This is a genomic window from Microcystis panniformis FACHB-1757, from assembly GCF_001264245.1.
GTDB classification, from domain to species: Bacteria; Cyanobacteriota; Cyanobacteriia; order Cyanobacteriales; family Microcystaceae; genus Microcystis; species Microcystis panniformis.
This window is the reverse complement of sequence record NZ_CP011339.1, coordinates 626,165-639,139: the sequence shown is the minus strand read 5'-3', so window position 1 is coordinate 639,139 and position 12,975 is coordinate 626,165. Positions and strand designations below refer to the sequence as shown.

The window sequence follows — 12,975 nt, the reverse complement described above, 5'->3', positions numbered from 1 at the left end:
ATATCAAAAGTAAAAGCGATCAATATCAGGTAAAATGAGAAGTGACCGGCAACTTTTTAAATATATGTTGAGCTTAATAGAAAAACTAAAACAAGTCAAGGACTTTCGGAAAGATAAAGGAAAAAGACACCCTTTATGGATAGTATTAGTAGTAATAATACTAGGAACAATGCTAGGATACTCAGGTTATAGAGAACTAGGAGAGTTTGCTAAAAATAATCGGCACAGGCTGAGTAAAGAATTTAACATAATTCCAGAAAGAGTCCCATCCTATTCAACAATTAGAAGGGTAATGATGGGAGTTGATGGTCAGATTTTGTTAAAAATGTTTAATGAATGGGCATTACAAGAATATGGACAAAGAGATGATATAAATTGGCTAGGCATAGATGGAAAAAGTCTCAAAAACACCCTAAAGAATCCTAACAATGAACAACAAAATTTTATCATGTTTATCTCATTGTTTAGTCAAGAAAGTGGCTTGGTATTACACTTAAAAAGAATCGAAAACAAAAAAGGGTCTGAAATCGACGAAGGGCAAGCTATAATTGAGGATTGCTCTCTCCAAAATAAAGTTTTTACTGGGGATGCTTTACACTGTCAGAAGAAAACAATCAGCTTAATAGCCAAGACTAAAAATGACTATGTTATCACCGTTAAAGGAAATCAGAAAAATCTTTATCAGCGAATACAAGACCTGAGTAATTCCTCAAAGCCAGAAAGTTTTTTTCTTGAACAAGATAATAGTCATGGACGAAAAATATCAAGAAAAATAGAAGTTTTTAAAGTGAGGAAAAATGAAAGAAAAGGGTTTGAAAATCTGCGAAGAGTTATTAAAGTAGAAAGAAGGGGTAGTCGCGGGGATAAAACCTATGAAGAAACAGCTTACTATATCAGTAGCCTAACCGAATCCGCCGAAGTATTTGCTAAAATTATTCGAGGACACTGGAAAATAGAAAATCAGTTACATTGGGTAAAAGATGTAATTTTTGAGGAAGATAAAAGCGAAATTAGTGATTTTCAAGCGGCCAGCAATTGGTCAATTCTCACAACCATAGGATTGAATCTTTTCAGAGGTTTGGGTTTTCTCTCAATAACGGAGGGACAGAGGTGGTTAGCTGAACGTTGGGAAAAACTGATAGTTTTATCGACGTAAGAAGCAGAAAAATTAGCTAAATTAACAGGATGTACTCTCAGAAAATTTGAAGAGAGATAGGCTTTTAGTGGCTTGGGAACAAGCTTTATCAATTTATTCATAATAAATATTGGCAGAAGATTAAATATTAGTTATTGTGACTAACTCTTTTGGTTAGAGAAAGATAAAATTGAGAATCTTCAGTCAAATTTATTGACTCAAAATTAGCTATACTTAATTTAAATGAATCAACCCTACCCTTAATAAGGGGGCAGGGGGATCGGCACCCCCCTTATCAAGGGGGGATTAAGGGGGGATCAGAGGCAAAATCTATCTTCTATTTAATTATAACCACTTACTTATCAACTTTTAATTGATGTTAAATGCGGGTTTTAATTTGGTATCGCAATGATCTGCGAGTTCACGATCACGAGGCAATTTATCGAGCCATTCAAGAACAATTAGAGATAATTCCCTTCTATTGTTTTGATGAGCGTCAATTTGGTCTTACTTCCTACGGGTTTCCAAAAACTGGCAAGTTCCGGGCTAAATTTTTATTAGAAAGCGTAGCAGATTTGCGACAATCTCTGGAAAGTTTAGACAGTAATTTAATTATCCGATGGGGAAAACCAGAGGAAATTATCCCGCAATTAGTTCAAGAATTGCAGATAGCCAAGGTTTATTATCATCAAGAGGTAACAGCAGAGGAATTAGCGGTAGAAAAAGCGGTAAATAAGGCTTTATCCGGGGTTCCTGTGCAGATAAAAACTTTTTGGACAGCCACTTTATGTCATCCTGATGACTTACCTTTTACCCTTAATCAACTGCCAGAATTATTTACTAATTTTCGTAAACAAGTCGAACGTCATTGGGAAATAAGAACAACTTATCCCAGTCCGAAAAAGTTGACAAAATTACCTAAAATAGATTTAGGAAATATTCCTAGTTTAAACGATTTAGGCTTAACAGAACCAATTCTAGACCAGGGATGTGTTTTGTCGTTTCAAGGGGGTGAAATGGCAGGAAAATCACGGATTAAGGAATATATTTGGGATAGTGATTCCTTAAAAACCTATAAGGAAACCCGCAATGAAATGTTAGGGACTAATTATTCCTCAAAATTCTCAGCCTGGTTAAGTTTTGGCTGTATTTCCCCCCGTTATATCTATGAGGAAGTACAAAAATATGAGCAAACGAGAGTAAAAAATGACTCTACCTATTGGCTGATTTTTGAATTATTATGGCGAGATTTTTTTCGATTTATTTGCAGTAAACACGGTCATAAAATCTTCTATAAATCTGGTTTGCAAGAACTTTATTTACCTTGGTTAGAAGATTGGGAAAGATTTAATCTCTGGTGTGAGGGAAAAACCGGTTATCCCCTTGTAGATGCTAATATGAGAGAATTAGCCGCTACAGGATTTATGTCGAATCGTGGCCGGCAAAATGTCGCTAGTTTTCTGACCAAAAATCTCGGTATTGATTGGTGTATGGGAGCAGAATGGTTCGAGTCGTTATTAATTGATTACGATGTCTGTAGTAATTGGGGTAATTGGAATTACACTGCTGGTGTCGGCAATGACGCGCGAGGATTTCGTTATTTTAATATCCCTAAACAGTCGAGAGATTATGATCCCAAAGGTGATTATTTACGTCACTGGTTGCCCGAATTAGCCCTAATAAAAGGCGATAAAATTCACGAACCTTATAAGTTATCTCCAGAGGAACAAAAGCGTTATACGGTGATTTTAGGGGTTAATTATCCTCGTCCCATTGTCGATTTTTTTCAATCGATCAAACACAACGAAAAAATTTATCTTCAGCATTTTAGTAATCAGTAATCAGTAATCATTGGACTTCTACCTAATATTTTCTCAAGACTAAAATTCTTTCTAGACAAGAAACTTACCCAAATAAAAATGATTTTAATGTCCCCAGATTTTTTCTGTTAAATTGAATGAACAACGATAGATATATATTTGGATTATCGAACTATTTATTAGTACAAATAATCAAATCAAGCTCTGATTGGGTTATAATTTTTGCAGATGTCTAATCAACTGAAAACTCACATCTGATAACTGATAACTGATAACTGATAACTGATAACTGATAACTGATAACTGATAACTGATAACTGATAACTGATAACTGATAACTGATAACTGATAATTGATAACTGATAACTGATAACTGATAACTGATTAAGACATTTCTAACATTCTTTGAATCGGCAACAGTGCCTTAACTCTTAAATCTTCAGAAATAGTAATTTCTGGAGTTGTATCTCGCATACAGAGATACAATTTTTCGAGAGTGTTCAGTCTCATGTAGGGACACTCATTACAAGCACAGTTATTCAAACCTGGTGCGGGTATAAATAGTTTTTCTGGGGCCGATTTTTGCATCTGGTGAATAATCCCCGGTTCTGTGGCGACAATAAAGGTTTTTTCAGAACTTTTCAGGGAATAATTTAATAGTGCCGTCGTGGAACCAATATAATCGGCATGGCGTAAAACCGATGATTCACACTCAGGATGGGCGATAATTTTTGCTTCTGGATGGGCGACTTTTAATTCTATTATCTTGCGTTCGGAAAAAGTTTCATGGACAATACAACTACCCTGCCAGAGAACTAAATCTCTACCAGTTTGCTGACTGACGTAACGGCCTAAATTGCGATCAGGAGCGAAGATAATCGGTTGATGGGCAGGGATTTGATTGACTATTTTGACTGCATTGGAACTGGTGCAGATAATATCACTCATGGCTTTAATTTCTGCACTGCAATTAATATAGGAAATCACGATATGATCGGGATATTGGGCTTTAAAACGAGCAAAGTCTTCAGGATGACAACTATCAGCTAAAGAACATCCCGCATCTAAATCCGGCAGCAATACCAACTTATCTGGATTTAAGATTTTAGCTGTTTCTGCCATGAAGTGAACCCCCGCAAATACGATCACATCTGCTGGCGTTTGGGCAGCCTGTTGGGATAAACCTAGAGAATCACCAATATAATCAGCTATATCCTGTATGTCAGAATTTTGATAGTAGTGAGCCAGAATAACGGCGTTTAATTGCCGTTTAAGCTCTTTAATTGCCGTAAATAGGTCATCAGGTAAGCTCGATCGATTTGCGGGTTGAACAGTTGTGAACACGGTGGGGTTTATGGTAATTTTTACCAAATACTAAACAAGTGCTTATATCATAGCAAATTTTTTTAAAGTGATTAGGAAGTGGGGAGATGGGGAGATGGGGAGCAGGGAGAATAAATAAAAGCTGAATACTGACCCCCGATTAAGACTGTCCGCTAAAAACTCACATCTGATAACTGATAACTGATTCAAGGCTAAGGGTCAACAATGCTAGGATAAAGGCTTGAGTAGAGAACGATCGAGCGAAAGCCATGTCATCGACAGAAGTAAAAACCCCGCCCCCAGACAGTCCCGAATATCTCGATGAGTTACCCGGAGAAGTGGAAATGTCCTTATTTGACCACTTGGAGGAGTTGCGTCGCCGGATTTTTTATAGTTTAATTGCCGTGGCTGTAGGTGCGGTGGGATGTTTTATCTTCGTTAAACCCCTAGTACAAGTGCTGGAAGTTCCCGCCCAAGGGGTAAAATTTTTGCAGTTAGCTCCGGGAGAATTTTTTTTCGTCTCCCTAAAAGTAGCTGGATATAGCGGCATACTGGTGGCTAGTCCCGTCATTCTGTTGCAAATTATCCTCTTTGTGCTGCCGGGGTTAACCCGTCGCGAACGGCGTTTAATTGTCCCGGTAGTCTTAGGATCGAGTGTTTTATTTTTTGCTGGTTTATTTTTTGCCTATATTGCCCTGATTCCCGCCGCTTTAAACTTTTTTGTCAATTATGGGGCGGAAGTGGTCGAACAAGCTTGGTCGATCGAGCGCTATTTTGAATTTGTCTTACTTTTGCTGTTTAGTACCGGCATCGCCTTTCAAATTCCCGTTATTCAATTGATTTTGAGCTTTTTAGGCATTATTTCCTCGCAAACGATGTTATCGGGTTGGCGTTTCGTGGTTTTGGGTGCGGTGATTTTAGGCGCAATTTTAACCCCTTCCACAGATCCTCTCACCCAATCCCTGTTAGCAGGGGCGGTCTTGGGTCTATACTTTGGGGGGATTGGGGTAGTGAAATTAACGGGACGTTAGCAGTTTTTTGATAAAATTTGACGGCTGAAAACTAATTAAGCCAGAAAGCTAGAGATTGATTCTAGATTGAGTAACAAAGTGAAATATTTTTTCTTAACGGCAGGTTGGACAATAGGACGGGTGTGGGAATTTGGCGGTTTGTGGGACCATGCGAGTAGTTGGCGACGACCACCGCAGATAGAGCGATTAAATATCGGTATTTTAGAGGGAGAACAGGTTTTATGGCTTTATAAGGTGGAAGAAGCCGTGATTATGGTAGAAGTTGCCCCCAAGAGTGCCGAAATTGCCGATACTGTCCCCACCATCGGGCAAGTGGTGCTAAAACGCTTGATTAGTGCCGAACAAGTCCTCGAAATCCTGCAAAATGCCGAAGAACTACTGAGGAAGTAATCAGTTATCAGCTTCTGATCTGACAACGCCGATAAATGTGCCAATTATTGGCTTAATCATCGCAATTATCGCTCTTCTGGAACTTTCGGAAATCCCCGACGGAATCCAGATTCTGAAACCGGTGGTGATTCGGTAGTAGTGATGGCGGCTTAATCCTTTGCCAGGTGTGCATTGTAGTCATGGATAAAATACCAAAGGGCTCCCCAACGTGATTCTCCATTTTTTTAGAGAAAGATAGACTCTCTCTCACCAACCGAGAAATCCTTTGTCGAAAGGTATTATTTAATCTTTCAATAGGATTAGTTTGACCAGTTTCTTTCCCGACTGGTCGATGACGTTTACTGGGAATTACTGTCTTATATGACTCCCAAAAGTCTGTGTAAGCAACTGCACATTGTCGGTAAACGCCTGGTAAACTGGCCCAAAGTTTTTTGGCTGATTGACGACTCCTATCTCCGCGCATAGCAATCAATAATTTCCCTTGTATTTCTATCAATTAACCGCCAAATATAGACCTTTATCGTCTTAGAAAAAACCAAAGACCACATTTCATCACATTCTCTAACCAATTTACCTTTTGGTTTGTCCAAAACCTTTATTTGACGGGGGACAGCCGCCAGTTTATTGTTGACATAATTTTGTTACCATGACCAACTTACCCCTGTTACTCTAGCAATTCCTCGTCAGGAAATTCGTTCGAGCAAGAGTTTATCAATTAATTGTTTGGTTTCGTCAGAGACGGTTTTATTAGTGGGATTGATCACAAACTGACGACCACATTCTTTACCTTGACGTTTGGGTTTTCCCTTAGGAATAGAACCATTCTTGATCCTATGGTGAGAACCACAACGCTTGACAGGGGAACGGAGGTGAAGGGGGTACTTTGTTCGGTGCTAGACTGATATTTCAGTAAGCCAGACAGGAGCCAGAAAAAGATATTTATCAGAAAAGTCATGAGCAAGCTAGAGGTTTAAAGACTGAGCGGGTTCCAATTATTTTTATTAATAAATATTTTACACAATTCATACCAGGTAAGCAAGAGAGCTACGCCACTACTACCGAATCATTACCCTGAAACCCTTGGTTGACAAGTGATCGCTAACTTTTTTTCTAATAAAAACTCAAATTTCGGGTTTCTGTTAGTTAGCGATAGCTTGAAGGCTTACCCCATAAGAGAGCTAGAGTTTAGAGACTGTAAGACTTTTGCCAGACTCCCTCCAAGAGCGCTAAGCACAATTAATTACACATCTAAGCCACTACTCCGTCAGACTTCTGCTGTGATCAGTAAACAGTGAACTGAAAACTCAAATCCGATCCCTAATAACTGTATCCCGTCTCCCGTCTCGGAGTCTCCTGTCTCGGAGTCTCCTGTCTCGACTAGGAAATTAATTTTGCACGACTACTTAGCAACGATAGATATACCTGGACTTCCCCCGTATAAACATACTAGCTATGGCTAAAAGTCTTACAGAGCCTGAGTTCAAGCAATACAATACCAATGAACTACTGGACACAAAATCCTGAAGTTCTTACGCAGATAGGGTTTGAGGCAAAAATTTTCAAATTTGACCTTTGGACCATTATAGCTTGTTTCGGGGCAGAAAATCAGCAAAAACATGGCTACAGAGGGAATCCCTTACTCTAGAGATTAATGACACTATCTGTTAAAATCAGGTTAGCGATCACTATACAGCCAACTCTACGGAATTGCTCTACTCCAGATACAGTCAACGGTACAGCCATTTTCAAGTGAAAAATGTACCCAGTAGTCTCTTTTCAATTTTTTCTTAGAAGCGACCTGCAGTAAGGGTTTTGTTAATTTTTTAGTATTTATGTATGGGGGAAGTCCAGATATACATTTCAGTTGTCGAACTACTTAGGGCTTGCTGAATAATGGTAAAACCCTTTTAAAATAAGGCTTTTGACCTGTTAAAGTCCGATGTTAGTGCAAGAAAATAGGATTGGGACTTTCAAAAACCTTGCATTATCCTTCTTGTGGTACATCGCTTGGTACAAAAAACAAGGGCAACAAAGCCTGAAACGACCGACTCCTGACGACCGGCTACTGACTCCTACCCCCAGGAAAAACTTTTTCAGCAGACCCTACTTAATTAGGGTTTGCTGAATAAATCTAAAAACCTTGTTAGATAAGGCTTTTAGCTCAAGGGGTGACAGAACAGTTAAAAAGCTTGCTTTATAAGGCTCATAGCCGTTAACCCTTTGGAGAAATAAGGGTTTTTCTGGGGTTTGAGGCGGATCAAAGAAAAGGCAAGTTCCGAGAAAGTATCCATCGACTCAACCCAAAAAGTACCATAAGTACCTATCCAAAAATCACTATGTCTTTCAGCAGAACGATTAGATTCTTTGAGGCGACAAATATAAACACGGTGGGGTAAAATATTGAGTTGTTGACCCCGTATCGTATTTAAAGAATAGGCGATAGCAATCAATAAAACAAGAGCTAAAAAGCGAGGTTCACTAACTTTAGTCTTCTCGATATTATCACCTCCCGTTTTACAATCTTTGAACATAGCTTCAATGCCAAAACGAGATTCATATAACTTTAAAGTCTTCTCTAAAGAGTCAAGATTAGTAAGAAGATACCAGGGAGCTTCGGCTTGTTTACTACGATAGCGTCTCTGACCGCAAGTTGCCAAATTAAAAGCTCCAAGTTTATGAGAATCTGTCTAATAAATTCCTGAGAAAAACTGCTCAGTCCCTGGTGGAATATCCAGAGCTTTTAGAGGTTGATATTTGTGGCTCTTCGTTACTCTTTATGCTAAATCAACATACAAGATGCCAAGACAACATACTCTGACTGACGGACACATTTTTCAATACAAAGACAAGTACTGTTATGTGAAAGCCTCAAACTCCTGAATAAAAGAAAAGGTAATTTTGCCATAATAATCCTGACGAGCTTTGCGAGAAGAGCCAACAGGGAAAAGGGTCAACAGAAAATAAGTGGTCAAGTCGCAAGAAGGGACGCGCCTTATGAACAACTCCCGCCAGCCAACGTCAACCAATTTTCAAATAACTCAAACCACGCCGAAAATGAGCATCAACCTGACGGCGAGAGCCAGATTGTTGAACCGCCATGCCAGTTAAAGTAGCAAAGAGAATAGAAATGGCAACAATGAGATAGAGACGTTCTAAACAAGCAGCAGAGCGAACACGAGAATGTTCCCAGTCAAAAACGCCCGATTTACTGCCCTTGAAAGAGATGTTCAATGGGAAAACGAAGACCATACTGCCAGAAGGTGTCAAGGGTAGGAGGTTCATCGCTCAGAATTGCCCAATTATCCTTAACCCCTGGAACAGAGGCTAAAGCAAGATGAGCAGTGATTCTAGCCTCCTGCCAGACTTGAACGTTGCGATCAAAGCAGGCTTGCCGTTTGGGAGGATAGAGTTCTCTGACCTCATAGCCAAAACCCCGACGGCGAACACCGTAAATGAGGGTATCGCAAGGTAAGCGAAGACACCAATGCCAAGTATTTTTCCTGAGCCATTGAATTAATTGCTGATTGGCAAAGCCTCGGTCGGCTAACAGCATGACATTCTCAAAGCCCTGAAGATAGCCTTTGGCTCTGTCCAACAAGGGTTCGTATTTCTCAAAAGCTAGGCTGGCACTACCATGTTCTAATCCCATCCACATCAAGGGGACGGCTCTCCCCCCGCAGACCACCGCTAGATAGGGTTTGCTGAAAAAGTAAAAAACAAAAACTCTCAAAAATCAGCCCGAATTTAAGATAAGTTTTTCTGTTGAGAAATCAGCTTTTTTATCATCTTTTCTAATCAAAGAGGGATGAATAAAGCTAAATTTAGATGTATAAAGAAATAGGGACAAAAAAAGACAGTTAACCTGTCTAAGCAGGTTAGAAAGATTGATGACTAAAAAAGTAATGGCAATGGAAGTTTCTGAAGTTTTATCAAGTTTTGTCATGATACAATCAAGACTATATCTTCTTTTTGCTTGACCAAATTTACCTTCAATTGCATTCCGAATTCCTTCATCCTCAAGAGCTTGTTTTTTAGTTTCTTTACTAATATTTTTAGGTGGTCTTCCTAGAGGAACTCCACTGATTCTAATTCCTCTTTCTTTACACCAAGCTAGATTTTTTCTAGTTCGATAAATTTTATCAACATGAACTGATTCTGGATAATATCCTGTGAATTCTTTATACTCTTCTACTTGCGCTTGTAAGTCCCCAGATTCATTAAAATTATCCCAACTTAAATGGTCTAAAAATACATAACTCTCAAAACAGCTTACTGAGATTTTTGCTCCAAATTCAACTGGTTTTCCTGCTTTTCCTCTAACGATAGGGCGGATGTGTGGTTGGGTTATACTCACAATTCTATCATCAATTCTCGATGATTTATTTTCCCACATCCACAATTGTTGACGATAAACTTCTGTCACCACTAACAACATTTTGTAGTTTCTTTTGCTGAGACTACTTAACTCTGATCCCCCCTCGATTAATTTCTCTATTTGAGATAGATTTCTTTTGATATATTGCAGTTGCTTCTTGATAGCTTCTCGTCTTTCTTTTTGAGAACAACGACGTTTTTTGGCTACTTTTAAATAATCTTTTCTCGCTCTTTTTCTATAAGTTCTTGGCTTTTTCTTCAGCTTGATTCTCAAACTTTGATAGAGACAATCTAGAATGTTTTCTGTTTTCTTTCTTGCTTGATTTAATATCCCTAAATCCTGGGGATAACTTAGATCAGCAGGTGCGCAACTTGCATCTAATATTAATTTTCCTTTATTTTTTATTTGACTCTCTTTTTCTTCTTCTTTTCTTTCACTTTTTTCTTCAATTTCCTTCTTTTTTCTCTCTCTCATCACCATTCTTTTATTAATTTTATTGATTAAATTCTTACTGATTCTTTTACGAAAATTAACGAACATTGTCGCATCAAATAGAGCTTCATTACTATAGGCTGACATCCCTAGAAAATACTGTAAATAGGGGTTTTCCTTGATTTGCTCTATGGTTTCCCTGTCGCTTGTTTTTAATTTTTCCTTAATAATTAATGCTCCTAATGCCATCCTAAATGGTTTGGCTGGCGCACCCATTTCTTCGTCAAAATTTTGGGCATATTCTTCTTCAAATTCTTCCCAGGGAATTAACTCTGCCATTATTATCCAGCGATTATCTGCTGATAATTTTCCCTCAAAAGGCAACTCAAAGTTTTCTGGGGCAATTGAAGACTCGTTCGTTTTTCGGTACATATGTTCTTGTCGGATAAGTGCAAGGGTATTTTAGCAATTTTAGCCGTTTTCTGTCCCTTTTTCTTGACTTTTTGGGAATTTAATATGGCTGTAATCCTTATATCATAAGTATTTCACAGTTATTCAGCAAACCCTAGATAGACAAAGCAGTATTGATTCCACAACAGAGTGGTATCTATTGCTAGATACAGTCTTTCCCCCTTCTCCTTCCAAGTCTCGATGGCTTTCAATATTAAGGGGATGTATATCTTTTCCACCGCTACTCTTCCATTCTGGCAAAAGCGATTCCACCGTCTCTGATAACTATTGGCTTGTTCGGCTCTGCTTTGTACAAAGGGTTCCCATCTGGCTTGATTGAGACTTTGACTACTGAGTAGGGCTGTCACCATCCAACTGAGGACGGTTAAATGTCTTTTATCCACAAATCGGCTTCCTTGTTCTAGATAGGAATAAACTTGGGAGAAGATTCTGTTCTCGGTTTTCATCTTGTAGGGATTCTTGCTTTTTCCCTATCTACCCAGATATTTTTCTTTTTGGCAACCCTTGTCTTGTCAGGCTTTGACCCACTTGTGTCCGTCAGTCAGGTTTGAGGCTTTCACATAACAGTACTTGTCTTTGTATTGAAAAATGTGTCCGTCAGTCAGACCGATCGCTCTTGCTGCTGAGTGGCTGAAGTTATTCTTAATCTTCGGGTGTGATAGTCGTGATATTTTTTCTCCAAAGTTTTGAAACTGCGCGGCAGAATTTGAATAGCATTATTCATGACTCGATCAATTTTAATCTCCGAGCGATATTTGCGAAAAGAAGCAGGTAAATTCCTTAACTGTTCCTGCACTTCTGCTATCACTAATTTCTCAACAAAATTGAGAGAAGGTTGGTTCATGAAGCAATTTTTTAGCGATCAAAAACTGATTCTATGTTAATACCGATCAATCAAGAATAGAGTGATATTCTCCCGTCGCAATGGTGATTTAACTCACCGTTTTATCCATGCTGATGGCCAAATACCGCCAATTTCGAGACCAGCTAGACCACTAGAAGCATTTATAATGGTTTTACCACGACTATCAGCCAATTTTATCGACAATTTACCTTTGAGGGTATCTTGACAAGCAAAACAGAGACCTTTTTCTGTGGGTACACGCACGCGATCGGGAGGATGATCACTGATCCCGATTAAGACAATGGTATAATCCTCGTTGGTTGCCCTCATTTCCCAGTATCCCCAGGGTTGCACTGTCCAAGTTAGTTGAGAATCCCAGATATCAAACTTATAAAAGCGATTTTGGCAGTGAATACCGATAATTCCCACCGATTCCGTCCAGTGGAGAACTTTCCGGGTAGAACCCACTGCGGTTAAGGTTAAATCGGGATTTTCAGGGAAAGCATTACAATTAATCCAAAACCACTTTTCGGGGAAAGAATAACCCCAATTTTTCTCGCTATAAAAAGGTACATTCTGAAATTGATAATTTTTTCCCCGATGGGTAATCATTCCCGTTGCTAAACCATGAGCAGTTAAAATCTGCCAACCCGGGTCAAAAATCGGTAAATACGATAATATTCCTGCTGTTGCTTGGGGTGGACGCTTTTTATCTCCCCAAGTGTACCTAGTTTCAATGCGATAATCCCATTGACAGATTTCTCCAGTGACAGGATCATAAATTCGTCCTTGCTGCTGGTGTGCCGTTGCTTGATAACCTTCTCGAATAGACTCAAAAAAATCTAACGGAGAAAGCAGACGGGGACGGATTTTTAAGTTAGTTTTTCCCCAATGAATAATGGCTAATTCCTGATGACTTGCCCAAAATTTATCCGTATCGGGAAAAGTGCGACAAAGATAATTAGATTCTATGGCTAAAATTTGTAGCGCTCCGCCGCTATTGACTTGACCGCCGCTTGGGTCTTGAATAGAATACATAAAGGCGAATCCGTCGGCTAATTGCGGAATCATGACTCGGAAGTACCAACCTTCAAAGAATCGGGGAGTGATACCATCCCAATGGTAGCCAGAATGAGGGGGTTGTGAAGACATCT

Annotated in this window: 12 protein-coding genes and 1 pseudogene; 4 read left to right on the top strand and 9 right to left on the bottom strand. The window is 39.1% G+C overall.

The genetic code is table 11. The features are described from left to right. Positions 1-64: 64 nt before the first annotated feature. The gene (locus VL20_RS03170) at positions 65-1,156 is read left to right on the top strand and encodes an ISAs1 family transposase (RefSeq protein WP_128575373.1); all 1,092 of its coding nucleotides are present in this window, start codon (positions 65-67) and stop codon (positions 1,154-1,156) included. Between the two features lie 362 nt (positions 1,157-1,518). After that, a complete protein-coding gene (locus VL20_RS03165; protein ID WP_052275582.1) occupies positions 1,519-2,976 on the top strand; it encodes a DASH family cryptochrome in 1,458 nt (485 codons plus the stop codon). Positions 2,977-3,339: 363 nt separating this feature from the next. Here the strand turns inward: VL20_RS03165 and nadA are convergent, their stop codons facing one another. Continuing rightward, positions 3,340-4,299, bottom strand: a complete 960-nt coding sequence (gene nadA / locus VL20_RS03160; RefSeq protein WP_052275581.1) for a quinolinate synthase NadA — start codon at positions 4,297-4,299, stop codon at positions 3,340-3,342. A 248-nt stretch (positions 4,300-4,547) separates the two neighbouring features. Between nadA and tatC the strand changes: the two genes are divergently transcribed. Next, a complete protein-coding gene (tatC, locus tag VL20_RS03155) occupies positions 4,548-5,309 on the top strand; it encodes a twin-arginine translocase subunit TatC (protein ID WP_052275580.1) in 762 nt (253 codons plus the stop codon). A 78-nt stretch (positions 5,310-5,387) separates the two neighbouring features. Beyond that, the gene (locus tag VL20_RS03150) at positions 5,388-5,699 is read left to right on the top strand and encodes a hypothetical protein (protein ID WP_002749272.1); all 312 of its coding nucleotides are present in this window, start codon (positions 5,388-5,390) and stop codon (positions 5,697-5,699) included. Positions 5,700-5,848: 149 nt separating this feature from the next. On the opposite strand, the pseudogene VL20_RS27025 reads toward VL20_RS03150, so the two are convergent. From VL20_RS27025 to VL20_RS03110, 8 genes and pseudogenes are all read right to left on the bottom strand, one after another. After that, positions 5,849-6,529, bottom strand: a pseudogene (locus tag VL20_RS27025) (IS1 family transposase). A 1,350-nt stretch (positions 6,530-7,879) separates the two neighbouring features. Next, on the bottom strand, positions 7,880-8,356 hold the full coding sequence (locus tag VL20_RS03140) for a hypothetical protein (RefSeq protein ID WP_002756760.1): 477 nt from the start codon (positions 8,354-8,356) through the stop codon (positions 7,880-7,882). Between the two features lie 361 nt (positions 8,357-8,717). Further along, positions 8,718-8,930 carry a hypothetical protein gene (locus VL20_RS03135; RefSeq protein ID WP_052275239.1) on the bottom strand — a complete coding sequence of 71 codons (213 nt, stop codon included), beginning with the start codon at positions 8,928-8,930 and terminating at the stop codon, positions 8,718-8,720. Continuing rightward, on the bottom strand, positions 8,905-9,429 hold the full coding sequence (locus VL20_RS03130; RefSeq protein WP_128575126.1) for a transposase: 525 nt from the start codon (positions 9,427-9,429) through the stop codon (positions 8,905-8,907). Before VL20_RS03130 ends, VL20_RS03135 begins: the two co-directional genes overlap by 26 nt. 3 nt (positions 9,430-9,432) lie before the next feature. Beyond that, positions 9,433-10,938, bottom strand: a complete 1,506-nt coding sequence (locus VL20_RS03125) for an IS5 family transposase (RefSeq protein ID WP_052275229.1) — start codon at positions 10,936-10,938, stop codon at positions 9,433-9,435. 119 nt (positions 10,939-11,057) lie between these two features. Beyond that, complete coding sequence (locus VL20_RS03120) at positions 11,058-11,423, bottom strand: hypothetical protein (RefSeq protein ID WP_284525987.1); 366 nt, start codon at positions 11,421-11,423, stop codon at positions 11,058-11,060. A gap of 155 nt (positions 11,424-11,578) precedes the next feature. Beyond that, on the bottom strand, positions 11,579-11,821 hold the full coding sequence (locus VL20_RS03115; protein WP_249264876.1) for a hypothetical protein: 243 nt from the start codon (positions 11,819-11,821) through the stop codon (positions 11,579-11,581). Positions 11,822-11,914: 93 nt separating this feature from the next. Further along, on the bottom strand, positions 11,915-12,973 hold the full coding sequence (locus tag VL20_RS03110; protein WP_052275579.1) for a tocopherol cyclase family protein: 1,059 nt from the start codon (positions 12,971-12,973) through the stop codon (positions 11,915-11,917). Positions 12,974-12,975 lie beyond the last annotated feature (2 nt).